Origin of the sequence: Trueperella bialowiezensis, from assembly GCF_900637955.1 — a bacterium.
Classification (GTDB): domain Bacteria; phylum Actinomycetota; class Actinomycetes; order Actinomycetales; family Actinomycetaceae; genus Trueperella; species Trueperella bialowiezensis.
The window spans coordinates 880,776-907,498 of the sequence record NZ_LR134476.1 but is presented as its reverse complement, the minus strand read 5'-3'; the positions used below and the strand labels follow the sequence as shown (position 1 = coordinate 907,498).

General features: G+C 61.1%; 22 protein-coding genes, 1 tRNA gene and 1 other RNA gene. 16 read left to right on the top strand and 8 right to left on the bottom strand.

All coding sequences use genetic code 11. From position 1 onward, the window contains the following. Nucleotides 1-122: 122 nt before the first annotated feature. Together EL234_RS04180 and EL234_RS04175 are read right to left on the bottom strand one after the other, a co-directional pair. Nucleotides 123-452 carry an ArsR/SmtB family transcription factor gene (locus EL234_RS04180; RefSeq protein WP_126416286.1) on the bottom strand — a complete coding sequence of 110 codons (330 nt, stop codon included), beginning with the start codon at nt 450-452 and terminating at the stop codon, nt 123-125. Nucleotides 453-529: 77 nt separating this feature from the next. Next, nucleotides 530-1,120: a DUF308 domain-containing protein gene (locus tag EL234_RS04175; protein ID WP_126416285.1), complete on the bottom strand. Its 591-nt coding sequence runs from the start codon at nt 1,118-1,120 to the stop codon at nt 530-532. Nucleotides 1,121-1,245: 125 nt separating this feature from the next. Between EL234_RS04175 and EL234_RS04170 the strand changes: the two genes are divergently transcribed. Next, nucleotides 1,246-1,944 carry an FMN-binding negative transcriptional regulator gene (locus tag EL234_RS04170; RefSeq protein ID WP_164712336.1) on the top strand — a complete coding sequence of 233 codons (699 nt, stop codon included), beginning with the start codon at nt 1,246-1,248 and terminating at the stop codon, nt 1,942-1,944. Between the two features lie 51 nt (nt 1,945-1,995). Next, complete coding sequence (locus EL234_RS04165; RefSeq protein WP_126416283.1) at nt 1,996-2,736, top strand: phosphoglyceromutase; 741 nt, start codon at nt 1,996-1,998, stop codon at nt 2,734-2,736. Between the two features lie 116 nt (nt 2,737-2,852). Here EL234_RS04165 and phoU read toward each other — a convergent pair whose 3' ends face one another. After that, the gene (phoU, locus tag EL234_RS04160) at nt 2,853-3,527 is read right to left on the bottom strand and encodes a phosphate signaling complex protein PhoU (protein ID WP_126416282.1); all 675 of its coding nucleotides are present in this window, start codon (nt 3,525-3,527) and stop codon (nt 2,853-2,855) included. Nucleotides 3,528-3,725: 198 nt separating this feature from the next. Between phoU and EL234_RS04155 the strand changes: the two genes are divergently transcribed. From EL234_RS04155 to ispF, 5 genes are all read left to right on the top strand, one after another. Then, nucleotides 3,726-4,907 (top strand): sensor histidine kinase, encoded by a 1,182-nt coding sequence (locus EL234_RS04155; protein WP_126416281.1) that lies wholly within the window; start codon nt 3,726-3,728, stop codon nt 4,905-4,907. 18 nt (nt 4,908-4,925) lie between these two features. Further along, nucleotides 4,926-5,621 (top strand): response regulator transcription factor, encoded by a 696-nt coding sequence (locus tag EL234_RS04150; protein ID WP_126416280.1) that lies wholly within the window; start codon nt 4,926-4,928, stop codon nt 5,619-5,621. A gap of 98 nt (nt 5,622-5,719) precedes the next feature. Then, nucleotides 5,720-6,241 (top strand): CarD family transcriptional regulator, encoded by a 522-nt coding sequence (locus EL234_RS04145; RefSeq protein ID WP_126416279.1) that lies wholly within the window; start codon nt 5,720-5,722, stop codon nt 6,239-6,241. Nucleotides 6,242-6,257: 16 nt separating this feature from the next. After that, complete coding sequence (gene ispD, locus EL234_RS04140) at nt 6,258-7,034, top strand: 2-C-methyl-D-erythritol 4-phosphate cytidylyltransferase (RefSeq protein WP_126416278.1); 777 nt, start codon at nt 6,258-6,260, stop codon at nt 7,032-7,034. Then, nucleotides 7,031-7,525, top strand: coding sequence for a 2-C-methyl-D-erythritol 2,4-cyclodiphosphate synthase (gene ispF / locus EL234_RS04135; protein WP_126416277.1), 495 nt, complete (start codon nt 7,031-7,033; stop codon nt 7,523-7,525). Before ispD ends, ispF begins: the two co-directional genes overlap by 4 nt. 304 nt (nt 7,526-7,829) lie before the next feature. On the opposite strand, the gene EL234_RS04130 is transcribed toward ispF, so the two are convergent. Then, nucleotides 7,830-9,167, bottom strand: coding sequence for an MFS transporter (locus tag EL234_RS04130; RefSeq protein WP_126416276.1), 1,338 nt, complete (start codon nt 9,165-9,167; stop codon nt 7,830-7,832). A 75-nt stretch (nt 9,168-9,242) separates the two neighbouring features. Between EL234_RS04130 and cysS the strand changes: the two genes are divergently transcribed. From cysS to EL234_RS04115, 3 genes are all read left to right on the top strand, one after another. Further along, the gene (gene cysS / locus EL234_RS04125) at nt 9,243-10,664 is read left to right on the top strand and encodes a cysteine--tRNA ligase (protein WP_126416275.1); all 1,422 of its coding nucleotides are present in this window, start codon (nt 9,243-9,245) and stop codon (nt 10,662-10,664) included. Next, nucleotides 10,657-11,619: a 23S rRNA (guanosine(2251)-2'-O)-methyltransferase RlmB gene (gene rlmB, locus EL234_RS04120; RefSeq protein WP_126416274.1), complete on the top strand. Its 963-nt coding sequence runs from the start codon at nt 10,657-10,659 to the stop codon at nt 11,617-11,619. The genes cysS and rlmB overlap by 8 nt, the downstream gene beginning before the upstream one ends. Nucleotides 11,620-11,751: 132 nt before the next feature. Beyond that, entirely contained in the window at nt 11,752-13,227 is a 1,476-nt protein-coding gene (locus tag EL234_RS04115; protein ID WP_126416273.1) for an ICP22 family protein, read from the top strand. A 165-nt stretch (nt 13,228-13,392) separates the two neighbouring features. Here the strand turns inward: EL234_RS04115 and EL234_RS04110 are convergent, their stop codons facing one another. Further along, nucleotides 13,393-14,922, bottom strand: coding sequence for an HNH endonuclease signature motif containing protein (locus tag EL234_RS04110; protein WP_126416272.1), 1,530 nt, complete (start codon nt 14,920-14,922; stop codon nt 13,393-13,395). A gap of 339 nt (nt 14,923-15,261) precedes the next feature. Between EL234_RS04110 and EL234_RS04105 the strand changes: the two genes are divergently transcribed. Beyond that, nucleotides 15,262-15,837 (top strand): LytR C-terminal domain-containing protein, encoded by a 576-nt coding sequence (locus EL234_RS04105; RefSeq protein WP_126416271.1) that lies wholly within the window; start codon nt 15,262-15,264, stop codon nt 15,835-15,837. Between the two features lie 104 nt (nt 15,838-15,941). Here EL234_RS04105 and EL234_RS04100 read toward each other — a convergent pair whose 3' ends face one another. Both EL234_RS04100 and ffs read right to left on the bottom strand, forming a co-directional pair. After that, the gene (locus EL234_RS04100; protein WP_197718462.1) at nt 15,942-17,309 is read right to left on the bottom strand and encodes a uracil-xanthine permease family protein; all 1,368 of its coding nucleotides are present in this window, start codon (nt 17,307-17,309) and stop codon (nt 15,942-15,944) included. 247 nt (nt 17,310-17,556) lie between these two features. Beyond that, nucleotides 17,557-17,653, bottom strand: an RNA gene (ffs, locus tag EL234_RS04095) — signal recognition particle sRNA small type. 155 nt (nt 17,654-17,808) lie between these two features. Here ffs and EL234_RS04090 point away from each other — a divergent pair. The 4 genes from EL234_RS04090 to EL234_RS04075 all read left to right on the top strand — a co-directional run bounded on the left by EL234_RS04090 (nt 17,809) and on the right by EL234_RS04075 (nt 20,230). Next, on the top strand, nt 17,809-18,666 hold the full coding sequence (locus EL234_RS04090) for a hypothetical protein (RefSeq protein WP_126416269.1): 858 nt from the start codon (nt 17,809-17,811) through the stop codon (nt 18,664-18,666). Nucleotides 18,667-18,760: 94 nt separating this feature from the next. Continuing rightward, a tRNA-Ser gene (locus EL234_RS04085) sits at nt 18,761-18,845 on the top strand. 439 nt (nt 18,846-19,284) lie between these two features. Further along, nucleotides 19,285-19,860, top strand: a complete 576-nt coding sequence (locus tag EL234_RS04080; RefSeq protein WP_126416268.1) for a helix-turn-helix transcriptional regulator — start codon at nt 19,285-19,287, stop codon at nt 19,858-19,860. Further along, nucleotides 19,844-20,230, top strand: a complete 387-nt coding sequence (locus tag EL234_RS04075; RefSeq protein ID WP_126416267.1) for a hypothetical protein — start codon at nt 19,844-19,846, stop codon at nt 20,228-20,230. The genes EL234_RS04080 and EL234_RS04075 overlap by 17 nt, the downstream gene beginning before the upstream one ends. A gap of 283 nt (nt 20,231-20,513) precedes the next feature. Here the strand turns inward: EL234_RS04075 and EL234_RS04070 are convergent, their stop codons facing one another. Next, nucleotides 20,514-21,053, bottom strand: coding sequence for a helix-turn-helix domain-containing protein (locus tag EL234_RS04070; RefSeq protein ID WP_277870844.1), 540 nt, complete (start codon nt 21,051-21,053; stop codon nt 20,514-20,516). A 459-nt stretch (nt 21,054-21,512) separates the two neighbouring features. Between EL234_RS04070 and EL234_RS04065 the strand changes: the two genes are divergently transcribed. After that, nucleotides 21,513-26,537, top strand: a complete 5,025-nt coding sequence (locus EL234_RS04065; protein WP_126416265.1) for a Rib/alpha-like domain-containing protein — start codon at nt 21,513-21,515, stop codon at nt 26,535-26,537. Nucleotides 26,538-26,723 lie beyond the last annotated feature (186 nt).

The following is a 26,723-nucleotide window of genomic DNA, read 5'->3' as shown; positions in this document are numbered from 1 at the left end:
GATCGCCGTGTTCGCGGTGTGCGTGGCCGTCGTGGATGTAGTCCACATGATCGAGATGGATGACGGCCTCGTGTCCGCAGTCCGGGCCGTGGGTGTGGTTGTGAGCTTCAGCTCGAGCATGTTCAGTGGTTGCAGTCATTGTCATGTTCCTCTGTGTGGTTCCAGGCAGCCAAGAAGATGGCCGCCACGTGGTCATCGACCAGCGAGTATTCGTTGTTTCGCCCAATTCGGGTTGCCTGAACGAGGTGTGCGTCGCGCAAGATTCGCAAGTGATGCGAAACGAGTGGTTGCGACGCACCTTCGACGTGATCCACCAATTCGCCGACGCTTGCCGGCGACTCGGTGAGGCGATGAACGATGTCGGCACGTATCGGGTGGGCGAGCGCTTTAAAGAGCTCGACGACAGGATGGACGTGGCCATCGCCTACAGTTTCATGTCCGTTCTCGTTCATAAAGACAACTATATATCAAAAATTTTAGATATCAAGTTTTCTTTATAAATGATAACGGGTCTCAAAGTAGCTCGGCGTCACGCATCTCCGCGCGAGCGCATCGTCGCCGCTCCGATGCCGTAGAACGCATAGGTGGCACCCCAGGCCGTCATGCCGACGCCGAGGCCCAAGTTTTGCGAATACCATCCGAGTTCGGGGTTGAGCAGCATCATGATCGCGGCAGCGAGTACGAGCGCGTTGGCGAGCCCGGCGGCCACAGCCAGCGGCCGGTTGAGTTCCCACAGCCTCGGCAGCAGGAGGAGGTTCGTGAGCGAATCAAGGATGAAGACAATGGCGGCCACGGCGAACAGAGCGTTGAGCAGGATGTCCGGGCTGATGATCAGCACGAGCCCAACGATGGCGAGCACGCCGCCGGCGATATAGCCGAGCGTGGCTTGGCTCTTGTTGCCGGCGCCCAGCGATTTCGTGGCGCTGAACAGGAACACGACGGCGCGCAACACGAGCACAACGCCCAAGATCAAGGCCACGGTTGACAGCGTGGCCCGCGGATTGATGAGCATAAACACGCCTAGGGCGATCAGCCCAAGGCCGACGGCGATGGCGATCGGATGCCACGTCCACGCCGTTTTCGTGTTGTACAAGCCTTCGGTGTCTCGCAGGTTGGCCATCGTCGTTACCTATCTTTGTGTCTTTTCAGGTTACCGATCCCAATTGTTTCATAGGCTACAGCGCCGCGAGAAATGGCGGGTTAGGATCTCGCTTGAGAGCGATCCGGAACGGAGGACACATGTACGTGGCACGCCAACACGCGATGGGCGACGACGACGCGCTCGCCGTCGTCGAACAAGCCGGAGCCGGACAGTTCATTACGGCCGGACCAAACGGGCTGAACGCCACGTTCGTGCCCTTTAACGTGGACCGGCGCGGCGAGCAGATCTTCTTGCAAACCCACCTGACCCGGGTGAACCCGCAGTGGCGCGACGACGCCGACACGCTCGTCGTCGTGCAAGGCCCGCAAGCGCGGGTGTCCGGCATGGATCTTCCCCCGGAAACGCCCACCCAGCGTCTGCCGAACGTGCCCACCTGGAATTATGTGACGGTGCACGTGCGCGGGGAGTTCACGGTTCATGATGACGCCGAGTGGAAAACCGCGCACCTGACCAAGCTCGTGGAACGTTTCGAGAGCGAGTGGCGGGTGGGCACGCATTCCTCGTACGAGCTGGTCAATAATGCGCTGGCGGCGATGGTCGGGGTGGAGATCAGGGTGCGCGAGATTGTGGGGAAGGCGAAGCTGGGGCAGAACATGTCGCCGGTCGAGATCGCTCAAACGGCTGAGCACATGCGTAATCGGGATGCGGCGGCCGGCCCCGTCGCGGACCTGATGGAAGATATTGCGATCCCGTGGGCGCAGGCGCGCGAAGAGCGGGTCGAGGGTGCACTTTCGCGTAGGACGAATGACAGCGCCGCCGAGCCGCCGCGCCCGGTAGACTGAGCGTGGAAGCGCACACCTCGCGCGCCATCGACACGACACAGAAGGAATCGCATGGTTTACAAGTTGGTTCTCCTGCGCCACGGGCAAAGCACGTGGAACGCTGAAAATCTTTTCACTGGCTGGGTTGACGTCCCGCTATCGGACAAGGGTGTAGAGGAGGCCGCGCGTGCGGGCAAGTTGCTTGTCGACGCCGGCGTCCGCCCCGACGTCCTGCACACTTCGCTGTTGCGCCGCGCGATCACGACGGCGAACCTCGCACTTGACGCCGCGGATCTGCATTGGATCCCGGTCAAGCGTAGCTGGCGCCTCAACGAGCGTCACTACGGTGCGTTGCAGGGTAAGAATAAGAAGGAAATCCGCGACGAATACGGTGAAGAGCAGTTCATGCAGTGGCGCCGCTCGTTTGACGTGCCGCCGCCACCGATCGAAGAGGGCTCTGAATTCTCGCAGGATGCTGATCCGCGTTATGCTGGCGAGCCGATTCCGGCTACCGAGGCGCTCGCGAACGTGATCGACCGGCTGACCCCGTACTGGGAGGCCGAGATCGTGCCGGATCTGAAGTCGGGCAAGACCGTCATGCTCGCCGCGCACGGCAACTCGCTGCGCGCGATCGTCAAGATGCTCGATGAGATCTCGGACGAGGACATCTCCGGCCTGAACATCCCTACCGGTATTCCGCTCTACTACGAGCTGGATGAGGAAACTCTCAAGCCGGTGAAGAAGGGTGGCACCTACCTCGACCCGGAGGCCGCGAAGGCCGCCATCGAAGCGGTTGCCAACCAGGGTAAGTAACCTCTGCGGTAAACAAAAGGGGCGGCGGCACCCGATCGGGTGCCGCCGCCATTTTGTTCTCTTTAGTTCACGGCCTAGAAGGGCTTACCGCCTGTTAGGGCTTACCGCCGGCCCGCCTAGAATTCTTCGATTTCGGCGCGTGCCTCGTCGTCGGGCTCCATGCCCGTGACGAGGAAGCGCATACGGTGTGCGACGGACACGCCGTGGTCGCCGAAGCGTTCGAGGTAGCGGCCGAGCAGGATCACGTCAACGATCTCCTGGCGGCTCAGCTCGAGCGATTCGTCGAGTGCGAACTCGAAGGTCTTGGCGTGCATGTCGTCGAGCGCGTCGTCGCCGGCGATGATCTCGTCGGCGAGCGAGAGGTCTTGGGTTTCGACGAGCTTGGCCACTAGCTGGCCAACCTGTGCCGCCTTGTCGGCCATGTTCTCGAACAGCTCTTGCACTTCGCCGGAGGCGACAGTCTTCGGGAAGCGGCCGCGGGCAACGTAGGCGACGTGCCGGGCCAGGTCACCCATCCGTTCGAGCGTGGCGCTCAGGCGCAGCGCGGAGACCACGGTACGCAGGTCGCTTGCCACGGGAGCCTGACGGGCGAGTAGGGAGACGCCCATTTCGTCGATGTCACGTTCCAGCATGTCGATGGTGTGATCGGCATCGATAACCCGCTCTGCGAGTGCCAGGTTGGCATCTTTTAGCGAGGCTGCCGCGCCGGTGATCGCCTTTGAGGCCGCCTGTGCTTGCAGGACGAGGGTATCGGTAAGTTCTTTCATTTCCTGACGGAATTGTTCGCGCACTCGTTCTCCTTATTCGTTTCGACGCCGTGGCGCTACGCCAGCTGTGCTAACCCGAGCCTATCTCACGGCACGCCACAGGTTGATGAAATCACGCGATTTTAAACGCGGGGCGCCCGTCAGGTTAACAACTGGAAACGTGCGGGTTGCGGGGACCATGCCGGTTAAGGCTGCGGGGCGGGTTTGGTTTACGCTAGGAGTATGTTCGATGGCTTGGCGTTTGGATTGGGGATCCTCGTCGGTGTGCTTGTTGCTGGTGCTGGGCTCGTTGCCTACTGGTTTTCTCAGCGTCAGTGGGAGAGCGACGACGAGCCCGTCGTCGAGTCTGCTGATACGGGGGCGGTAGCGCTTCTGGCTGCGTTACCGCAGTCGTATATCGTCGTCGGAGCCGACGACGACATTCTGCGCGCGTCGTCGATTTCGTACGCGTATGGCCTGATCCGCAACGGACAGTTGTGCGAGGAGCTGCGCGAGCTCGTGCAGCGGGCGCAGGATGAGGGTGAGGTGTCTGACCTTGAACTGCGTTTAGTGCGCCGGGAGGAGAACCGGTCCGAGTTACGGTTGTGGGTGCGGGCCGCTCCGCTGTCGGGCGACCAGGCACTCATCCTGTTCGAGGACAACACGGAAAAGCGGCGGCTCGAGGAAACGCGCCGGGATTTTGTGGCGAACGTGTCGCACGAACTGAAGACTCCGGTGGGGGCGATCGGTTTGTTGGCGGAGACGATCGGCCAGGTGGCTGACGAGCCGGAGCATGTGCGAAAGTTCGCCCAAAAGCTCGTGGTTGAATCGGATCGGCTGGCGAACCTGGTGCAGGAGATCATTCAGCTCTCGCGCCTACAGGATTCGAATGTGCTCGCCGATTCGGAGTTTGTGGAGGTGGACGACATCGTCCGCGAAGCCGTGGACCGAGTGCGCGTGGAGGCCGAGGCTCGCAACGTGACCATCGTGACGGGCGGCCAACCATGCTTGCGCGTGTACGGCGACCGGGGGTTGTTAACGACGGCGGTGCGCAACCTGCTCGACAACGCTGTGCGGTATTCCCGTCAGCACGGCCGGGTGTCGGTGGCGACGAGCGAGGATTCGGGCGAGGTGCATATCGCCGTCGTCGACGCCGGAGAAGGCATCGATCCCGCGGCGCACGAGCGTATTTTTGAACGGTTTTACCGCGGGGATCAGGCACGTTCACGGGAGACGGGCGGCTCTGGCCTGGGGCTGAGTATCGTCAAACATGTGACCGCTGATCATGGCGGGCGGATTAAGTTGTGGAGTAAGAAGGGGCAGGGTTCGACGTTCACGATGATCCTGCCGGCCGCATTCCAGCCGCAGGTGGAAGCCGTATCGGCGTCTTCTCCGGCGCGAATTGCGGATAGGGTGGACACGTAGGCCCGATGGAGAGTAACGATGACACACATTCTTGTTGTTGAAGATGAACCGACGTACCGGGAGACGCTCGAGTTTAATTTGGAGCGCGACGGTTTTAAGGTGACGACGGCGGCCGACGGGCCGAGCGCGCTGGAAGCGTTTGCGGATTCCGAGCCGGACTTGATCGTGCTTGACCTTATGCTGCCGGGGATGAGCGGTAACGAAGTGTGCCGCCAGATTCGGCAAAAGTCGAGCGTGCCGATCATTATGTTGACGGCGAAGGATTCGGAGATCGACAAGGTGGTCGGGCTCGAGATCGGTGCCGATGACTACGTGACTAAGCCGTATTCGTACCGGGAGCTCGTGGCTCGGATTCGAGCGATTTTGCGGCGCATGTCGGACGTGCCGGAGGACGACGAGGACGGCGACGTGCTGCGTGTGGGCCGGATCGAAATGGATCAGGATGCGCACGTGGTACGCGTGGATGGCGAAGAGGTCAAGATGCCGTTGCGTGAATTCGAGCTGCTTGAGATGTTCATGCAAAATCCGGATCGGGTGCTCACGCGCGGGCAGATTCTCGACCGTATTTGGGGCATGGACTATATGGGTGATTCGAAGACACTCGACGTCCACGTGAAGCGGATCCGTTCGAAGATCGAAGTGTCGGCCTCCAAGCCGACCGCGCTGCTGACTGTGCGCGGCTTGGGGTACAAGCTCGTGTCGAAGCCGGAGTGAGCCCGCCTCGTTATCTGATGGCGTAATTGAGCCGTTATGTCGGGGCAAACGCGATGGTAGAATGGGTGACTAGGCTATGAAGAAAGAGTGATCACCCAGTGGCGAAATTCAAAGTTGGCGAGACTGTCGTTTACCCGCACCACGGCGCGGCGTACATTGAGGACATCTCCGAAAGGACTCTGCGCGGCGAAACGCGCACGTATTTGACGCTGCGAATTTTGCAGGGTGATCTTGTGATCCAGGTGCCGGAGGAGTCGATCGAGCAGGTCGGGCTCCGGGATGTCTCGAACGAGGAGCAGCTGGAGAAAGTGTTCGACGTGCTGCGTGAGGAAGATGTTGAGGAGCCGTCGAACTGGTCGCGCCGCTATAAGGCAAACGGTGAGAAGCTCACCTCGGGCGATGTCAACAAGGTGGCCGAGGTGGTGCGCGATTTGACGCGGCGCAACGTGGACCGTGGCCTGTCGGCGGGCGAGAAGCGGATGCTCGGCCAGGCCCGGGCGATCCTGGGGTCGGAAGTCGCTTTGGCGCGCGACATCACGGACGAAGAGGCGGACGCGCTACTTGACGAGATTATGGGGGTCGAGAACCCCGATGCGGACTCGCCCGCGGCGGCCGAGTAGCGGCATCGTCGTCGGTATGGTATCGAAACGGCAGCCCACTTTCAGCGCCATCGTGGCGGGCGCGGGGGCCGGCACGCGGCTCGGGGCGAACAAGCCGAAGGCGCTCGTCGAGCTGGGCGGCGTGCCGTTGATTGTGCATGCGGTGCGCGGGGTGCGTGCGGCGGGTATTGACGACGTCGTGGTGACGATCCCGCCCGATGCCGCGGCGCGCGAAGAATTTGAGGCGGCGCTCTCGGGTGAAGGGGTTCTCTCAGGTGAGCCGGCGCTCGAGAGCGAGTCGGCGGTTTCGGGTAAGTCAGCGGTTTCGGGTGTGCGGCTCGTGCCGGGCGGGGCGACTCGGCAGGAGTCGGTGGCGAACGGGCTGGCGGCCGTCGATACGGATTTTGTGTTGATTCATGATGCGGCGCGGGCGCTGACGCCCATCGCGGTGATCGAGCGGGTGATGGCCGCGCTGCGGGAGGGCTACGACGCCGTCGTGCCGGCTTTGCCTGTGACGGACACGATTAAAACCGTTGATGGCGGTTCGCCCGAGCGGGTCGTGGCCACGCTCGATCGGGAGAATTTGCGGGCAATGCAGACCCCGCAGGGTTTTCGCGTGGACGTGTTGCGGCAGGCGCACCGGGCCGGCGAGGCGCGCGGGGCGACGGAAGCGGCGGCCCCAGACGACGCAGCGCTCGTCGAGGCGATGGGCGGGCAGGTGGTGCTCGTTGAGGGGGCGGCTGAGGCGATGAAGGTGACGACTGCCTGGGATCTCGCGGTGGCGGAGATGCTTCTCGCTGGGAGGCGCCAGTGACGATCCGCGTTGCGACCTCGTTTGACGCCCATCAGTACGATCCGGACCGTCCGTTGTGGTTGGCCTGTCTGGAATGGCCGGGTGAGATCGGTTTGGCGGGGCATTCGGATGCGGACGTGGCTGCTCATGCGGCTTGCGACGCCCTGCTCATGGCGAGCGGGATCGGCGAGCTCGGTACCATCTTTGGGACGGATCGGCCCGAGTGGGCGGGCGCCTCCGGTGCCCGGCTGCTGGGTGAGACGGTGCGGCTCGTGACGGAGGCCGGCTGGCGGATCGAGAATGTTTCGGTGCAGATTATTGGGCAGCGCCCCCGGTTCGCGCCACGTAAGCGGGAGGCGGAGGCGGCGATGTCGAAGGTGGTCGGGGCGCCGGTTACTGTGTCGGCGACGACCTCGGACCGCATGGGTTTCACCGGCCGCGGCGAGGGGCTCGCTGCGATTGCGACGGCGCTTCTCGTGCGGGGGCATGACGCTCCGCCGGAACAGTGGTGAGAAGACGACAGAGCGAATTCCGGGGTTTGTACTTGGCACACTCCGCATAGCACATGAAAAAAGCACAGATTTTCGCGTTTTTAGCAATGAGATTACGCTAGGTCATGTGTTACGCGGACATGGCAAGGTATCCCCACGCCGAAGGCCCAAGCTAAGCCACGCGTTGCGGGTTTAGCCCCGGGGGACTGGCCTCGCCGCACGGCAGCTGAGTCCCGGCGAGCCGAAGCCAACCCCGCGCTACTGGAGGATCCTTGCAGTTCGTGGTTAGCCCCGGCGGTGTCGGCTGTGCGGCTGTCCCGCGGAACTACCTAGCCTTCGGCTGCGCCTTGACCGGCAGGAAGCCGACCAGCCCGATGAGCAAGACGAGCGCGATGCCGAGGATGCCGAAGTAGGCGGCGTCGTCGAGTCCGATCCCGAGCGCGGCGGCCCCGATTGTGATCGCCGTCGAGTACATGAACGGGGACAGGAATGAGACGGCGCGGCCCGTCGTCGCATACAGGCCGAAGATTTCGCCCTCGTCGCCCGGCGGCGCAATGCGGGCGAGATACGTGCGGGAGGCCGATTGGGTCGGCCCGACGAACACGCATAGCAGCAGGCCGAAGATCCAGTAGACGCCCTTCGGCGAGAGCGGCCCGACGCCGTCGTGGAAGAAGAAAATGACGAGCCCGCAGGCGACCATCGACGCGAGCGAGATGATGATGACGGTGCGGGCGCCGAGGAGGTCGTCGAGCCAGCCGAACACGATCGTCGCGATCCCGGCCACGAGGTTGGCGGCGATGCCGAACATGATGACTTCGTCGGCTTCGAAGCCGAACGCGGTGCCGGCGAGCACGGCTCCGAAGGCGAACACGCCGGCCAGGCCGTCGCGGTAGATCGCCGACGACAGCAGGAACCAGACGACGCCCCGATCGGCCCGCCACAGCCGGCGGATCGAAGCGAACAGTTCCTTATATGAATCGATGAGGCCAAGCTGCGGGGTGTCGGTGCGCGGCGGCTTGTTCTTCAGCGTGAGCAGCAGCGGGGCGGAAAACACGACCGTCCACAGCGCCGCCACCAGCATCGCCGCACGCACGTTCAGCCCGTTTTCGCTTGTGACGCCGAACCAGCCGACGTCGGGCGAAATGAACCCGACGTACAGGATGGCGAGCAGCACGATGCCGCCGATATAGCCGAGCCCCCAGCCGAAGCCTGACACGCGACCCACGTTCTCGGGCGACGAAATGTCCGTGATGATCGCGTTGTAGACGACCGAGCCGGTCTCGAAGGCGATGTTACCGGCCGCCAGGAGGAACAGGCCGAGCCACAGCCCTGCTTGGCCGGGCACCACGAAATACAGGCAGGCGGTAATCAGCGCGGTGGCGAGCGTCGTCACCCGCATGACCGTGCCGGATTTGCCTGAGCGGTCGACGGCCTGGCCGAGCACCGGGGCCACCACCGCCACAAGCAATCCCGCTATGGTGAGCGCATAGCCGAGCCGCTGGTTGGCCTGCGGCCCGAAAAGATTCGCGTTCGTTAAATACACCGAAAACACGAACGTCGTGACGATGGCGTTAAAGGCGGCCGAACCCCAATCCCACAGCCCCCACGCCCAGACTTTCTTCGTAAAGACGGGACCGCCCGCCCCGTTAGTTGTGTGCGACATACCCCTTAGCGTACGCGGCAAAAGCAACGAGCGGGTAAATCCCGGAAGAGCGAGGGGACGCGGTAGGGTGGGAGTGTGAAAATTTTTGATTCGAAGTCCAAGTCCCTTCGCGAATTCGAACCGTTGGAGGCCGGTAAGGTCGGCATCTACCTGTGCGGTGCCACCGTGCAAGGCTCCCCGCACATCGGGCACATGCGCTCCGCGCTCGCCTTCGACGTGCTCATTCGCTGGCTGCGCCGCTCCGGCTACGACGTCACCTTCGTCCGCAACGTGACCGATATTGACGACAAGATCCTCGCCAAGTCGGCCGAAGCGGGCCGGCCTTGGTGGGCGTTGGCCTACCGTTACGAAAAAGAATTCACGGCCGCATACCGGGCGCTCGGCGTCGTCGACCCTACCTACGAGCCGCGGGCCACCGGACACGTACCCGAAATGATCGAGATGATCGAGCGGCTCATCGAGCGCGGGCACGCCTACGTGGGCGAACCGGGGAACGTGTATTTCGACGTCGCCTCGTTGCCTGACTACGGGTCGCTGACCAACCAGTCGCTCGACGATCTCACCGCCGACGACGCCGCCCCCGACAAGCGCAGCCCGCACGACTTCGCCCTGTGGAAGGCCGCCAAGCCGGGCGAACCGGACACCGCGGCGTGGAACACTCCGTGGGGGCGCGGCCGGCCGGGCTGGCACCTCGAATGCTCGGCGATGGCAGGCAAATATTTGGGTGAAGAGTTCGACATCCACGCCGGCGGGATCGACCTGCGTTTCCCGCACCACGAAAACGAGCAGGCCCAGTCGCACGGCGCCGGCTACGGGTTCGCGAACTATTGGATGCACAACGCGTGGGTGACCATTGAGGGCGAAAAGATGAGCAAGTCGCTCGGCAATTCGCTGACGGTGGCCAACATTCTGGCCGAACACCCGGCGGTGATCGTGCGGCTCGCGCTCGGCACGGTTCATTACCGTTCGACTGTCGCCTATTCGGAGTCGACGTTGACCGAGGCGGAGGCGATTTGGGAACGCCTCGCTGGCTTCGTGGAGCGTGCCGTGCAAACCGTGGGCGAGGTGCCGCTTGACGAGGTGGCGGCCCTGACGAAGGGTGAGCTGCCGGCCGAGTTCGTGGCCGCGATGGACGATGACCTCAACGTGCCGGCCGCGCTCGCCGTCATTCACGAGCACGTCACCCAGGGCAACAATGCGCTCGCTGACTCCGATCACGTGGCGGTGCGCGAGGAACAGTTGTTGGTGCGCGCGATGCTCGACGTGCTCGGGCTTGACCCGCTGGCGGAGCCGTGGCGCACGCATGTCGGTGGCTCCGCTCTAAGCGACGCGCTCGATGCGCTGGTGTCTGGGCTGCTCGAGGAACGCCAGGAGGCGCGGGCGGCGAAGGATTGGGCGCGGGCGGACGCGTTGCGCGATTCGCTTGCCGAGGCTGGGATTGTCGTGGAAGATTCGGCTGAGGGTGCCCGGTGGAAGGTGGGTGGCGAGCTTGGCTAATCATCGAGGGCGTCCGGGGGCGGTGCGCAAACATGCGCGTAAGGGCTCGACGAAGGGTTCGGGCGGACATAACCGCCGCCGGCTTGAGGGGCGTGGGCCGACGCCGAAGGCCGAGGATCGCACGTATCATCCGGCGCATAAGCGCAAGTTGGAGCGGGAGGCGGCTGAGCGGCGGGCGGCTGGGCCGAAGCTGCGGGCGAGTTTGCGCCAGCCGGAGGGCTTCGAGCTGGTTTGTGGCCGTAACGCCGTGTATGAGGCGGTGCGGTCGGGCATTCCGTATGAGCGGGTGTTCATGGTGGCGGCGATGTCGAATGACGAGCGGGTGGCCGAGGTAGCGCGGGCTGCGATGGCCGACGGCACGCCGCTCGTGGAGGTGTCGCGCGGTGAGCTCGACAAGATGACGGACGGCCAGGTCCACCAAGGCATCGCGATCGAGGTGCCGCCGCATCGTTACGTTCGCTTGGAAGACATCGTGGTCGGCGACCGGCCGGGCCTCATCGTCGCGCTCGACTCGGTGACCGACCCGCATAATCTCGGGGCGATCATGCGCTCGGCGGCCGCGTTCCGGGCCGACGGGGTGCTCATCACGGAGCGCCGGTCGGCGTCGGTGAATGCGACGGTGTGGAAGGTGTCGGCGGGTGCGGCGGCTCGGCTGCCCGTCGCCCGCGAGACGAACTTCGTGCGTTCGCTCAAGGAGCTGCAAAAGCTCGGCTACTTCGTGGTCGGCCTGGCGGGGGATGCCGACGTCGATCTGGGCGCGGCCGACCTGGCCGACGTGCCGCTTGTTATCGTTACCGGTTCGGAGGGCGCCGGCCTGTCGCGCCTGGTACGCGAGACGTGTGACGTCGTCGTGTCGATTCCGATCGATAGTGCGATGGAGTCGTTGAACGCGTCGGTGGCGACGGCGATCGTGCTCTACCACGTCGACAGGGAGCGCGCGGCGGCCCGGGCATAGCCGGTAGCGCGGGGATCGCCGGGAAGCAACCGATCTTGCCACCTGGGGCACGGTTGTCATCCCGCCGGGGGCGTAAATGTGTTCCCAAGGGCCCCGCGGCCTGCGATAGGCTGAGGGGAGAGGAGGCGAGTGATGGCATCTTGGCGTACGGTGCACGGACACATTGAGCGGTTGGACCAGTGGCTGGTCAGCGACGAGGACGTTCAGGCGTTTTTTGAAGAGCAGCGGATTTTGGGGCGCGGCGCGAGTGACGGCAAGGGCGGTTTCGACTTTGAGGTCGCCGTGGCGGGGCGACGACGCCGGGTGGCCACGCTCGATGAGGCGGGCACCGTGTTCCGGGGCCGCTCGGTCACGGAGCTTGTGGACGTGATGCGGGAGAGCCTGCGCAAGGTTGAGGTCGAGCTGGATGGCGAGATCGCGCACGGGCCAATTGATTTGGGCGCGGTGGACGTGTCGGACGAAGAGTTGATTGCCGATCCGCCCGAGGCTGACGAGCCGGCCGATTCGGATAACGCCGTCGGCGCCGGCGATACAGATGGCACCGGTGACGCGGGTGACGTCGTCGGAACCGGCGATGCAGGCGAGTTGGGCGGATCCATGGCCGAGGAGGCCGAGCAGCCCGAAGAGCACAAAGGGCCCGAAGGACACGAGGGTCGCGAGGGGTCCGACGAGGCCGAGTGGGCCGAAGTGTTTGAGCGGGAGAGCCCGATGCTCGTCATCGTCGATCTGCCGCTGTCCGAGGTGCCGAGCTTGGTGGCGGCGGCGGACGTGCCGGTGGCGGCCTCGAAGTTGGGGTCGGCGTTGGTGTTGACGGCGGAGAAGCCGTTGTTGTCGGCCCGTAAGTTGTTTCCGCGCCCGTCGTATCAGATCGTGTTGTCGGCGGCCGAGGATTCGCCGCTGTTGTATGTGCGCCGGGATAATCAGTGCAGCACGTGGAACTGGGATGGCGAGATGCCGGTGTTCCCGTGGATCGAGCCGGGAAGCGAGGGGCACGATTTCGTGGTTGATGAGACGGGGGCGGGCGCGGTGGCGCGCCGTGCTGTTGCCGACGTGATCGACGCCCGGTTTGCCGATATTCGGTGTGCGTTGCAGGCGTCGCCGCAGACGGCCGTACGGTCGCTCGTGGCGGCGTTGAATTTGCCGGAGGAGATCGTGGACGTGCTCGAGGGACGGCGCGGGCTCGCCGAGATTCCGAACTCGCAGCTCTTCACGCCGGGCAGTGGAGGTTCAGCGTTTCAGGATCGGCTCGCGTTTGAGATTGCGGGCGAGGGTTTCGTCGAGCCGGATCTTATGGGAGCGTATCGGAAGATTTATTTGGAGAGGCCGTGGGCGGTGGCGGTAGCGTCGGCGGTCCAGACGGCCGTGGCGGGCGGCATGCTAACCGCCGGGTTTAATCGCGCGAACGCGGGCCGGCCATGGAAGCTGCTCACCGCGCTCGGCGGGTGGGCGCTCGTGGGAGGGGTGGCTCGTATTTTGACGACGTCGTACGCCCAATCGCTCGTCACCCAGCGGCAGAGCGACATTGAAACGTGGAAGATGATGAGGAATCTGCAGGACCAGACGGCCGGGCAAGAACCATCGGCGGGCCCGGGCCGTGCGGAGGATTAGGTTCGCCTAGCCCCCGCCCGCGTGGTAACTGGGCGACTAGCCTCGCTCCCCGGACCCAGCTTGTACGTTCGCCTTTTGTCCGGGGACGCTCGCCTTGTCTCGCACGGCGACGCTCACCGTATTTCGCACGGCGACACCCGCCTCATCTCGCACAGCGCGGCTCGCCTACGTTCCAGGAGGCTCACCCTCGATGGTGCCTGTATTCGGTTCCCGACCGGGCGGTTGTTGCCCTTTGTGTCGGCCGCGCGCCGTGTAGTACCAGCCGTCCGCGTCCCGGAATGACCATCCGTCGCGGTGTCGGTAGATCGTGATGTTGCGCCAGTGGACGAGCCGGTGGTGGTACCAGCAGAGGAGGACGAGGTTGTCGATATCCGTTTTCCCGCCCCGCGACCATGCGATGGCGTGATGGACGTCGGATGCCATGTGAGTGTGGTGACATCCGGGGAATTGGCATGTTCGATCTCTGCCTATCACTGCCCGCTTTTGTTGCGGCGTGCATAATCGGGTGGAGTGCCCGTGATCGAGCACGAGGCCGTCGGCTGTAAAAATCTGGCGTGAAATTCGAGAATTGCAGATTAACGCCATCAGGTCGCTGGGAACGAGCGGCGTGCCATCGTCGAGAGTCGCGGGCTTGAGCCCGCTGAACCTTTCGGGATTAATCCCGGCCCGAATTTCGGCGAGCACCGCGCCAAGCTGTGCCTCGTCGGGGAACTCGCTTCCCTCCCCGGACGCAAAGTCTGACTGGGTGTCGAGCTCGCTCGCAGCTTCCGCCCCGACGAGCGTTTCAAACGGCACATGCACAATGATGTGTGCCGGACTGCTACTGGATCCCGCACGATCGGCCCCTTGCGACACGCGTTGGCAGATTTGTGCGAGCGCCGCCGCCCGGCGCTGGAGCGGCCCACGATCATCCTTCAGCGTGGGCACGCCCATTTCTGCAGTGAGCGTGGTGTCAACGATCGTGCCGTTCAACGAGTCGAGGTAACCGGAAATAGCCCAGCCGTCACCGTTTTGCACGATCGAAAGCCGCTCTTCCTTCTTATTCTTACGGGCCATACGCTCGGCGAGTGTGGGCGCATGCTTGATCGACCAAGCCTTCACGTGCTTCTTGAACCTATCTGCGTCCATCGACTTCGCAGCCTTCCGTAGCTGTTCAACTCCGTCCACCGGATCGGACAGCTGGGCTTTCAAGTCGGGTGCCTGAGTGGCTTGCACGATTGCATCAATATGAGCGTTGGAAATCTCGCCTGCGCTCAAGTCCTCACGCATAGGAGCCAGATCGTCGGTTAAGGCGCGAGCCCGCTTCACGGTTCGGCGCGCATCAGATAAACCCGTGCGAGAAATTTGCCGCTCATATTCGGCGACCGTGCGAGCTCCCGCCGCCTGCCAATCGCCCGTTGTGTCAACCCGCGCGAGCACAGCCGAGCGCATGCTGCTTACCCTCGACTCAGCCGTAGCCAACAAGGATGAAAACTCAAGCAATTCACTTCCCGCCAGCGACTCAATGAACCGGCCCGCTAGCTCGTCAAAAATAGAAATGGCATGGGCCAACTTCGCAACAGCGCCCCCACTGACACCATCCCCGACACTCGCCACGCTGCTTCTGCCTGCAGTACCAGTGCCGTTCCCGGGAGCACCGGAAGCGGGCGCGACGCCTTCCCCGCCAAGCTGATCCATGTCAACTGCCGCAGCCATCACGCCCTCCTTTCCAGTGCCCGAAGCACCACCCGCGTTCGGCTAAATAGTTACATCTCTGTCATCGATTCCAGTCTAGCAAAATACGAACATCTGTTCTGTGTGTGCTTGTTCACATGGAAAAGGTTCCCGTTTCGTGCCCTGTGGATGTCTTTCCGCTAAACCTCGCCGCGCACACCACCGCAGCCACGCACCATCACCGCCCGGCGGGCGCACGGCGCACAAGCGCACAGCACGCACCACCCCCGCCCGAGCACACCCTCGCCCGAGCACACAACCAGACCACCCAACTTCCGCATCTTCCAAGTAAAACGGCGCCCGGTGGACTAGATTAGGTGCGTGACTTCGAACGCGCGCGCAGAGTATCGGAAGCGCACTCAGCAACGCCAGACGGTTATTTTCGGTTCGATTATTGCCGTGATGGCGATTTTGTTGGTGCTTGGGGTGGTTGTGTGGACGGGGTTGTTGCCGTTCCCGTTTAATCGTGAGTTTTCGCAGCCGCCGAATTCGGATGCTGTTGTGTGTCCGGCGGAGGGGGCGGCGCCGCAGGAGCCGGCATCGATCACGGTGACGGTGTACAATGCGACGTCGCAGACTGGTTTGGCGGCGAGTGTGGCTGGTTCGTTGGCTGCGACGGGCGTCGTCGTGAATGATACGGCGAATTGGTCGGGGACTGATCAGTCGGATCCGGTGCGCCTTTACACGAGTGCTGATGGTGTGAGTGCGGCGTATACGTTGCGCGCGTATTTCCCGAGTGCCACGGTGCATATTGATCCGAATGTGACGTCGCAGGTTGTGGAGGTCGTGTTGGGTGCGGGTTATTCGGATATGGTCGCCGCGCCGACGCCGGAGCAGTTTGCCGCGGCGATGGAGCCGATTCCGGATTGTGCGTCGTTGGATAATTTCGCTGGCTAACTTCCAGTTTGTCGACGACGCCGTCGTTCGGCTTTCCCACCGCCGCGGCAACTAGACCGCTCGGCTCACCACCGCGGCAACTGCGAACCCGCAGCGCCTAGCTTCTACTCTTCCGGTTCGCGGTTGAGCGCGCCGGGTTCGAGCTCGGCCCCCGCGGGCGCCGACGCCGGCGATGCGGCCTCCATCGAGGTGCCACGCCAGTTGGAGATGGCGCGCATCGAGTGGTAGATGATGATGGCGGCGAAGGAGCCGAGGGCGATGCCTTCGAAGACCATGTCGCCCCAGTGCCACGTGTAGTTTGCGATGGCGACCACCATGGCCACTGCTGCGGTGTTGAGGTTGACGGGGTCGGAGAAGTCCACGCGGTTTTGTACCCAGATGCGTACGCCGAGCATGCCGATCATGCCGTACAAAACGGTGGCCGCTCCGCCGAGCACGCCCTGAGGGATGGTGGCGATGAGCTGGCCGAACTTGGGCAGCATGGACAGGCCGAGGGCGATCACGGCGGCTACCACATAGGCGGCTGTGGAGTAGACGCGGGTGGCGGCCATGACGCCGATGTTTTCCGCGTACGTCGTCGTGCCGGAGCCACCGCCGGACCCGGCGAGCATGGTGGACACGCCGTCGGCGAAGAGGGCGCGGCCTGTGATGTCGTCGAGGTTTTCGCCGGTCATCGCGGCAACGGATTTAACGTGGCCGACGTTTTCAGCGACGAGCACGAGCACGACGGGCACGAATAGGCCGAGGAGGGAGACGTCAAAGGCGGGGGCGCGGAAGTCGGGGGCGCCTACCCAGGCGGCGTCGGAGATGGCGCTGAAGTCGACTTCGCCGCGGATGACGGCGGTGATGTAGCCGACCACCACGCCGATGAGGATCGATAGTCGGCCGATAATTCCCTTGAATAGTACGGTGACCAGCAGGATCGTGATCACGGTGACGAGCGCGGTGACTGGCGCGGCTTTGACGTTGCCCCACGCGGCTGGCGCGAGGTTGAAGCCGATGAGGGAGACGATCGCGCCGGTGACCACCGGGGGCATGAGCCGGTCGATCCAGTGGGCGCCGGCGAAGTGGACGATGAGGCCGACGAGCGCGAGCGCAGCACCGGCCGCAATCACGCCGCCTTGTGCGAGGGCGGCTTTAGCTTCGTCGAGGGGCGCGCCGCCGCCTGCCACGTAGCCCGTGACGGCGCCGATCGGCGCGATGAGTGCGAACGACGAGCCCAGGTAGGAGGGCAGGCGCCCCGCCGTAATAAGTAGGAAGAGAATCGTGCCGATGCCCGTGAAGAAAAGTGTGGTGGCCGGTTCAAATCCGGTGAGTAGAGGTACTAAAAAAGTGGCCCCAAACATGGCCACTACGTGTTGTGCTCCAATACCAATTGTTATTGGCCACGACATCCGTTCTCCGGGAAGAACTACTTCTCCTGGGCGAATAGTTGTGCCGTCGCCGTGTACTTTCCAACCAAAACCCGCCATGCGAGCCTCCATATCATTCCGTGAAATGCTGGTGAGGGGCACGCAGCCTGTCAGCCGCGTTTGCGACCCTGCTCGACAGTAGTAGCGCGGCGCGTCGTTCGCAAGTGAGTTTTCACGTTTTGGGCGCTGATTCCGGCTTTTCGTGGTGAACGCAACATTGGCCGACGACGTCGTACCGGTCGCCTCGCGCCCGCCGCGCCGCCCGCCGCCCGCCGCTCCGCCAGCCGCCCGCCCGTCGTCGTCGAGAATGAAGGACTCCCCACGCACCCGCCAGAGCCCGAGTACCCTTGCTGCATTCCTGCCCTGGGGGAGTTCCTCAAGATAGCGCCACGTGGGGAGCCGGTAGAGATCTTATCATTAAAAATCTGTCATGGACGTGTCATGATTGGTTGAGGGTGCTCAGGTTAGCGTGACGTTCAGCGCATCATGTGCGCGGTGTGAGCTCGTGGTAGGCGCGCCGCCTGTATGGCTGGTGTGTTGGTTGAGAGAAGGTAGTGACGTGAGCAGTAAGCAAAAGTTGTCTGAGAATGTGGCCCGTGGTCGTAGGCCGCTTCTTTTTGTGTTGGTGGCCGGGCTGTTGGGTGTGGCGTTGACGGTGGGCGGCGGTTTGTTGGCGCAGCATCGTAATGTGGATCAGTATGCGGCTGAGCAGGTGGAGCATCAGATTGTGTGGATTACGAATCATCCGGAGCCGTATGATCCGGCGGGTGAGGTGCCGTTGTCTGATTGGTTGGCGGACAAGGTGACGCGCACGGGCGTGGATCGTGCGGAGATGGTTTTTTCGATGAATAGTGCGGGCGAGGACGTGACGAAGCTGGGTGCGGATGTGCCGGAGTTGGCGCAGTCGGGTTTGTTGCTTGACCCGGCCACGCGCAGCCAGGTGTTGACCCCGGGCGAGGGGCGGGTTTCTTCGCATGCCGGCGATTTCTACTATCGTACGGTGAATTTTAATGTGGGTGAAGAGTCGGTGCCGTTGGCCTCGCTGCTGTTTTTAGGCGGTTTGGAGAAGGTTGAGGACCAGACTCGCAATTCGATGATCCTGATCGGTTTGGGCGGTTTCTTGTTGTTGGCGTTGGTGGCGGGTAACGTGTTGGCTGGTCGCCGCGGCCAGGTGGGGGAGGACGTGTCCGACGACGCCGTAGCCTCCGCCGATCGCGCCGAGGCAGGTTTGCGGGATGCAGGTTCGCGAGGTGGGCCGGCGAAGCGTCAGGAGGGTCCTAAGTCTGTGGGCGTGAGGCGCACGAGTGCGATGAGTGACGCGCAGACGGCCGAGTTTGAGATGGAGCCCACGGAGATTCGTGCCTCTGGGATTTGGGAGTGGGCCGACGACGATTCGAAGGGCCGCCGCGGCAACTGAGAGGAAGTCCACCGGTATGCGGGGTGTTGGCGATTTCCTTATTTTCTGTTGGTTACGTAAACTAGGGTGGCGTTCGAGTTCGTGCTCGGCCAAAGGAGGATTCGCCTAGTGGCCTATGGCGCTCGCTTGGAAAGCGGGTTGGGTTAACGCCCTCGGGGGTTCGAATCCCCCATCCTCCGCGTTGTGATGTCTCGCGGCACCGTTCCGGTGTCGCGAGACATTTTTGTTGTTTTTGGCGCGGGGTGTCTCGGGACATCGTTCCGGGGGTTCTCTCTGCATTTCTGCTGTGGTAGCAGAAACGAGGCCGGTTAGCGCCCTCGAGTTCGCCAAAACTGCTATATAAGCAGAAACGCAGGGATCAGGCGACTTGCCGCCTATCGGCGCTGACTCATCGGAGCACTGCCGCAATCCTTTATTGTGTTCCGGGGGGGGGACACGTTCACTTCCTAGGGTACCAAATCCGGCGATTTGTCTATAAATGCCCTCATGGTTATGGGCCTAAGAGTCGATGGCCGCACATCAAGGAGGGGTTCTGAGATATGTTCCCCAATAAGCTAAATTAGGTTGGCAATTGCCAACCTCTTTGTAATGCTAAGTAATCAGGGGAGGGAGAACGAAATGAATAACTACGAATTTACCGTCGAAGTTGACGGCCTTGACGTTAATAGCCCCGATCAGATGGGGAAGCTTGCTGAAACACCAGAGGGTATCTATATTTTGCCTGCGATTATCGGACGATCACAGCAGCTTTCGTGCGAAGTTAGTGCCGATGAACTAAGTAACGCTCTACGAGACGTCTATCAATTCGTCGTTAAGGCGTGTCCAGAAATTAAACTTCGCTCCATCGTCCCAGACGTCGTTAATACGACTGAAATTGCTGAGTTGCTTGGCCTCTCTCGTGAGACTGTTCGCAAATGGGACTCGAACGAATACCGAAACTTCCCACGGCCCTATACAAGTGTGGGCGCCGGTACCCGCGTTCAAGCAGTATGGATTTGGGGCGATGTCTTTGCATGGGCTCAAAGTGAAGGCTACACGGCGCAGCTGGACGAGTCCGCCACCCCGTTGACTAGGGCGCAAATTCGCGAGGCTGATTTCGAGATTCAAGAATGCTTCCGTAAGGAAGGTGTCCAAGAAACGCACGAGTGCGCATCCAGGAGATTCCGAAAATCTTATAGTGAGCTTACAGCTTAGTTATGTGCGCAGTGTTGTAGATGAGGGGCACATTTTTAACTGGGTTATTCAGTCTCAGGAAGATGGCCCGTTTGCTGTTCAAATCGAACTTGCCGCTTTTTACCAAAGTAAGAACGGTTGGGATTTTCCATCGGAAGACGATGCCTCAGTGTTTTATGTCGAAGTCGTGTTGCCTGTCCTGCATCAAGCAGTGGAACGAGTTCACGGTTCCCTATGGGGGCTCTTCGGTGTGAGATTTCGTCTCCTTCCAGAACTTAGTTTTTGCGTGAGAATTTTGATCCTGGGCAAGCGAATAGCTAGGGCGTTGTCGAGATTTCTCGTTTTTGCAGCTTTAGGTTTCCAGCTCTGCTACGGACTGTATTGGCGATGAGTGGCCCGGGTAGCTATTGAGGGGAAGCCGTTAATCTCACCTCACGACAGCTGATCGCAGTTGCGCCCTGGCGCGTTATCTTCGCACCATTCGAAGTTCGTGCGCTATGGCGCAACCACATGTCGCTGGTTGTGTCGTCCAAGGAGCTTCTGGCGGGTTTTTGTGAAAGTTTGCTTGTCCCTATCCGTTGGGCTCGTGTTGGCGCTCTGCGAACGAGACAGCTAATGGAGTAGCGAAGCATCGGGAGATGAGCGCTGTAACCCGCCAACGACGACGTTAGAGGTCATCGTCCATTTCTTTCTGCCGCCGGGACAGTCCCCACGTTAATTTCTGTTGAGGTTAAGTCGGGAACTTCAACGGGAAGTAGTTTCATCATTCCTGCAGTAGATTTGAGCGCGCTTGAGGCGATGTCCCAGAGTAGTGCGCAGGTGCGTTCTTGGTAGAGGTCGACGATGGTTTGTACCCATGTGTCCTCATCTTTGCGCGACATTGGACGGGCTTCATCGCTGATAAGAAAGACTTGCGATACAGCTCCCAGGAGCCAGTCATCGGCGTAAAGTGTGACGGACAAACTGGCGGCGACACCGGGAAGCTGCCCGTTATCATCGCGGTCTTTCGTCATCGGGAAAAAAGTGAGATTGGCTCTGTTTTCGGGGTTCTCTCCTGTTGGTGTGTCGATTTCAGCTCCAACGGCGATTGCATACCTGCGAACTGTAGAGAGGTGTGGATCGTGTTGTCCTGTTTCAAAGCGGTAGACGGCGGAGGCGTCAGTTCCCATCTTTTCTGGGACTTCCCGCAGGGTCATGTTGCGTTCTCTGCGGATTGCTACGAGCTTGTTTATGGCTTGGTGTGAGTCGCGAGCTAGGTTGTGAGCGGCGTGTTGTGGCCCTACTAGCGACGCCGAGAAGCTATCATTCGCACAGAGAGTGATTTATGTCTCTCGGCTTAGTTGACTGGATCAAGGTTCCGACGACGTCGATCGCGCGCGTTTTCTGGGTGTCTGTCGCGAGAGTTATCCCTGATAGGACGCGGAAACGCAATCTTTTACCTACGGAACGGTAGCCTGTCTTCCGCGACGTAGCAACGTTTTTGCAAAATCTGGCAACGATAGTTTCTAGTACTCATTGTTTGTATACTGACGAAAGGTGCACTCTTTGTGCACTCATGTCCATAGACATCGCGTGGAGTTCAGACACGCGTGAAATCGTTAAGGGGAAAGTATGACTAACAGTCAGGCCCTCCGTAATCGTATGGGGGGGTGGGATCCCGTAAAGTTCTGGCTATGATTGCCGCGCTGGCGTTGTTGTTCGGCGGCGTGCTGTCAGGTCTGTTCCGCACAAATACGGCGCAGGCAGCGGAACCGGGATTCCAAACGATTGATGGTCAGCAGGTGTATCAGCACCCTGTTGACGACCAAAGATTCACTTTTACGCCTCCAGATCCAATTGATGGCGCGATCGAAGCGACCACCACGGTGGCGCATAAGGGGTCTATTAGCGGATCGGTAGTGTTCCAGCGCGGTGGAAACATCATGGTGGATCACAATACGAGCAACCCTCGTGCGATCCCGATGGAGGGAGTGCGTGTCTACGCCCAGTGGATGCAAGCTGGCGATACCAAGGATAAGGGTGCGGTCTCTCCGGTTTACACGACCGTGACGAACTCTGACGGCACGTTTGCTATCGAGATGAAGGATTTCACCCTTCCGACAGGTAAAGTGGTGAAGTTCGATGCTGATCCGGCTTTGCCAGAAGGCGAAAAAGTCAAAGTTTGGGCGGTCAACCCGAATGATGACAAGTACACCCTGCTCTTTTCTGCAGGCAACGGCGCTTTCTATCCGAATGCGGTTGTCGCTGATTTGACCGCTGGCGCAGAGTGGTCAGTGGCCAATGACTCGATTGCCAAGTTCCGAATTAAGTACGGCGAAAAGATTGACAACACTGTCCTACACAAGACGGACGACGCCGGAAACATTCTTGCTGATGCTAACGCTCGTGATCCAAGACTTGACGGTCTCGGGGGCGGTGGCTACGTGAAGGGCCGAGTTGCATGGAACTTCACGGGTAGTGCGTCTGCTGCTCTCTGGCAGACCTTTGCGGATTTGAGTAACAGCGGCGACATCCCGGTGCCGAATATCAATGTCTACGCTTCTTACCTTTCCGATTATGCAGTTGGCAAGATTCACAATGAGTACAAGAGTCTCATTGGGAAAGAAATCCGCGGTGGAGGTGCTCCAACGACCTGGTCTGCAGAAGATGAAATGAAAATGCAGAACTGGATCAAGCAACAGATCGCCAAGGAAGGCAAAGACAAGTGGATTGCCGAAACTGCTACGGCGAAGACCGGAGCGGACGGACATTTCGAGATTCAGTTCCGTGGAACGTACGGTGAAAATTGGGATAGCTGTGGTACCATCGCATCTCAAGTCTGTAGAAACCTAGACCTGTTTGGGAAGGTCGCTGACGATCCGCAGGACGGTTGGTGGCAAAAAGGAGACTTGCTGAGGCCTGTCAAGCACGTCAATCTTGACTGGATGTTCGTCTCCCACGAGCCTGTTCCGGGTGCTGCAGACACCACCCAGCATCACCTGAATGTGTGGGCAAACACCAAGATTTACGCAGGAAGCCAGGTCTCGTCTTACGCTGGCTGGGCAACTGGTTTCAATGTCACGAACAGCTCCGCAGATGGCTACCTCTGGGGCCTTTACCCCGGTGAGCTTGTCTTCGATGTCTTCCCCTACAATGTGACGGATAATCCGGCGCATCGTGGCGATACTGCCAAGACAACGGCGTACAACGTTCCCACGAAGTTCGTGGAGAACGTGCGTTACGAAATCGAATGGGAGTCTTTCGGAGTTGACACCGAGACTTTCAAGTCTGTTCACAAGTGCTCGAATATTGAGCCTACTGCTACAGGTGAGCTCCCTAGCTGTGATTACACGGTTGGTGACGACGTCGCTGAAGATACAATCTTCACTGCGAAGCTCTACTCGGTGGATCCGGACGGCAAGCGCTCTGCGCAGCCGCTCGCTGCCGATAGCTTCATTGTGAAGTTTGGATGGGATCCGAAGTACGACGACACGCAGGCGATTGCCGGCGTCGCAACTTCTTCGGCTGCTCCGCTGTTTGATGACAACTCTACGGTGGACATCGTAGAGAAGGTTGCTGCTGCGGACCTCCCGGTCGGCAAGAAGGTTAAGCCGGGCTCCTACGTACTTGCCTCCTCGTTCACAACTCCTGCGGATCATGTCGTGAATGTTGACCCTGATACGGGTGTTGTGACCGTTACCTTCCCTGAGGGAACTCCTCCTGGTGCGGAACTTGATGTTCCGGTCAGTGTTGAATTTGAGGACGGTTCTAGCTCTCGCGGAACTGCAAAGTTCATCACGGTTCAGGCAGATAGGGATAAGTACGAGCCGTCCTACGAAGGTAAGGAAGGCAAGCCGGGTGAGACCGTCACCATCGACTCGCCGACCTTCACCGACAACGAAGGCAACACTGCCACCCCGGCCAACGTGACCTACGGCGAGCAGCCTGGCAATCCGGTTCCCTCCGGCGTGACGATCAACCCCGATGGTTCCATCACCGTGGAGATTCCGAATGGTGCCACCAACGGCCAGAAGATCGACGTTCCCGTCCGCGTGACCTACGAGGATGGAACCCCCGACGATGTGACCGCTACCGTTACCGTTCGTACGGACGACGACGGCGACGGCTACCTCGATCCGCTCGATCCTGCCAACCCGCAGCCTGGCGATGATCTCTGCCCCGACACTCCTTCTGGTGCGACGGTCGATAGCAATGGTTGTTCTGTTGCTCCGATGGTTGAGCAGCCTGGTCCGATTACGGGTACGGTTGGTGAGCCGATCACTGAGATCGTGGTGAAGGTTGATAATCCTGGTCTGCATACTGATCTGGTGTGTAAGGCTGAGGGTCTGCCTGCTGGTCTTGATATCGTTTACGACGAGGCTAAGGGTGGCTGTGTTATCACCGGTACTCCGACTGCGGAGGTTACTGATCAGCCTGTGAAGATCACGGTTGAGCACAAGGCTCCGGAGACGGATAACCCGAACACCGATCCGGTTGTGACGAACACGACGGCCACGATCAACCCGGCTAAGGATGACGATGGCGATGGTGTTCCGAACCATCTTGATAAGTGCCCGGATACTCCTTCTGGTGCGACGGTCGATAGCAATGGTTGTTCTGTTGCTCCGACGGTTGAGCAGCCTGGTCCGATTACGGGTACGGTTGGTGAGCCGATCACTGAGATCGTGGTGAAGGTTGATAATCCTGGTCTGCATACTGATCTGGTGTGTAAGGCTGAGGGTCTGCCTGCTGGTCTTGATATCGTTTACGACGAGGCTAAGGGTGGCTGTGTTATCACCGGTACTCCGACTGCGGAGGTTACTGATCAGCCTGTGAAGATCACGGTTGAGCACAAGGCTCCGGAGACGGATAACCCGAACACCGATCCGGTTGTGACGAACACGACGGCCACGATCAACCCGGTTGGTGACGACGATAACGACGGCGTCCCGAACGATAAGGATCTGTGCCCGGACACCAAGCCGGGTGAAACGGTGAACGAAGAGGGCTGCTCCCTCAACGATCTGAACGATCCGAAGTACAAGCCGACGAACGCTGTGGTTGGCCAGGCGACCTCCTCTGAGGCTCCGACCTTCGACAACCCGAAGACCGACGCAGTCGAGACGAACCCTGCGCCCGCAGGCACCACGTTCGCACTCGGCGCTGGCGCTCCGGCAAACGCAACGATCGATTCGGCTACCGGTATCATTACGATGACGCCGACGATCGATCAGGCCGACCAGACGTTCAACATCCCGGTTGTGGTGACCTACCCGAACAACGGTGGCGTCGATGAGACGACCGCTCAGTTCAACGTGGGTGATACGCAGGCTGCTACCACCACTCCGAAGTGGGACGATTCCAAGACCCGCCCGGGCGTGCCGGTTGTTATCCCGAACACGGGTGACGACCTGCCGAACGGCTCGGTAGTAACCGTTGAAGAGTGCCCGGCCGGATGGACGTGCACGGTGCAGAACGGCGACGAGCTCGTCGTGACGCCTCCTGCGGACGCCCCTGCCGGTGCAACCGTTACGGTCAAGGTGAAGGTGACCTACCCGGATGGTTCCGAAGACCCCGAAGACGTGAAGGTGACAGTCGTTGCGAACCCGAACTGGGACGACACGACCACGCGTCCGGGCAAGGACGTCACGATCCCGAACACGGGTGGCGACGTTCCGGCGGACACCGAGGTTACGACCGACGGCCCGGGTACGGCAACGCTGAACCCGGATGGTTCGATCACGGTGACGCCGAACCCTGATGCGGAGCCGGGTCAGCAGATCACGGTGACTATCAAGGATAAGGACGGACGTCCGATCGACGAAGTCACGGTAACCATCGTGGAGAACCCGAACTGGGACGATCAGAATACTCGCCCCGGTAAGGACGTCACGATCCCGAACACGGGTGGCGACGTGCCTGAGGGCACCGAGGTTACGACCGAGGGTCCGGGCGAAGCTACGCTCAACCCGGATGGTTCGATCACGGTGACCCCGAAGCCGGAGGCGAAGCCTGGTGATGTCATCAAGGTGACCATCACGGATAAGGATGGCGACCCGATCGACGAGTTCACGGTGGAGATTGTTCCGAACCCGAACTGGGAGGACAAGGAGACCACTCCGAACAAGCCGATCGTCATTCCGAACACGGGTGGCGACGTTCCGGAGGGCACCGAGGTTACGACCGAGGGCCCGGGTGAAGGTACGCTCAACCCGGATGGCTCGATCACGGTAACCCCTGGTCCGGATGCGAAGCCTGGTGATGTCATCAAGGTGACCATCACGGATAAGGATGGCGACCCGATCGACGAGATCACGGTGACCATCGTTCCGAACCCGAACTGGGAGGACAAGGAGACCACTCCTGGCAAGCCGATCGACATCCCGAACACGGGTGGCGACGTTCCGGAAGGCTCCACTGTCGAAGTGACTGGCCCAGGCGATGCAACGCTGAAGGATGACGGCACCATCACGGTGACCCCGAACCCGGATGCGAAGCCAGGCGATGTCATCAAGGTGACCGTCAAGGACAAGGACGGTAACGTGATTGACGAATTCACCGTCAAGATCGTTGAACCGGACGCCCCTGTGGTCGCCAAGGCTGACCCGCCGGCCAAGAAGGAGCTGTCGTTCACCGGTGCTTCGGTGCTCGGCACGCTGGGTATCGCAGGTCTGCTCACTGGCGTTGGCGCGCTCCTCGTGCGTCGTCGCAACCAGTAAGCTGAAAGCTGCTAAGCGCTAACTAGCGCGCAAGGGCGGCTGGTACGGGAAACAACCCGCACCAGCCGCCCTTCGCTATGCCCCTCGAACTTCCCGGGGTACACGTTCACTTCGCGGGGTAGACAAAACGCCGGATTCGGTACCCCGAGAACGCAACAGGTACCCCCGGAACGAATGCAAGTCAGA

Bases quoted from the DNA above. Each gene is read 5' to 3' on its own strand.
- EL234_RS04180 (WP_126416286.1), bottom strand. From the start codon at position 452: ATGAACGAGAACGGACATGAAACTGTAGGCGATGGCCACGTCCATCCT.
- EL234_RS04175 (WP_126416285.1), bottom strand. From the start codon at position 1,120: ATGGCCAACCTGCGAGACACCGAAGGCTTGTACAACACGAAAACGGCG.
- EL234_RS04165 (WP_126416283.1), top strand. From the start codon at position 1,996: ATGGTTTACAAGTTGGTTCTCCTGCGCCACGGGCAAAGCACGTGGAAC.
- EL234_RS04155 (WP_126416281.1), top strand. From the start codon at position 3,726: ATGTTCGATGGCTTGGCGTTTGGATTGGGGATCCTCGTCGGTGTGCTT.
- EL234_RS04150 (WP_126416280.1), top strand. From the start codon at position 4,926: ATGACACACATTCTTGTTGTTGAAGATGAACCGACGTACCGGGAGACG.
- ispD (WP_126416278.1), top strand. From the start codon at position 6,258: ATGGTATCGAAACGGCAGCCCACTTTCAGCGCCATCGTGGCGGGCGCG.
- EL234_RS04130 (WP_126416276.1), bottom strand. From the start codon at position 9,167: ATGTCGCACACAACTAACGGGGCGGGCGGTCCCGTCTTTACGAAGAAA.
- EL234_RS04115 (WP_126416273.1), top strand. From the start codon at position 11,752: ATGGCATCTTGGCGTACGGTGCACGGACACATTGAGCGGTTGGACCAG.
- EL234_RS04110 (WP_126416272.1), bottom strand. From the start codon at position 14,922: ATGGCTGCGGCAGTTGACATGGATCAGCTTGGCGGGGAAGGCGTCGCG.
- EL234_RS04100 (WP_197718462.1), bottom strand. From the start codon at position 17,309: ATGGCGGGTTTTGGTTGGAAAGTACACGGCGACGGCACAACTATTCGC.
- EL234_RS04080 (WP_126416268.1), top strand. From the start codon at position 19,285: ATGAATAACTACGAATTTACCGTCGAAGTTGACGGCCTTGACGTTAAT.
- EL234_RS04065 (WP_126416265.1), top strand. From the start codon at position 21,513: ATGATTGCCGCGCTGGCGTTGTTGTTCGGCGGCGTGCTGTCAGGTCTG.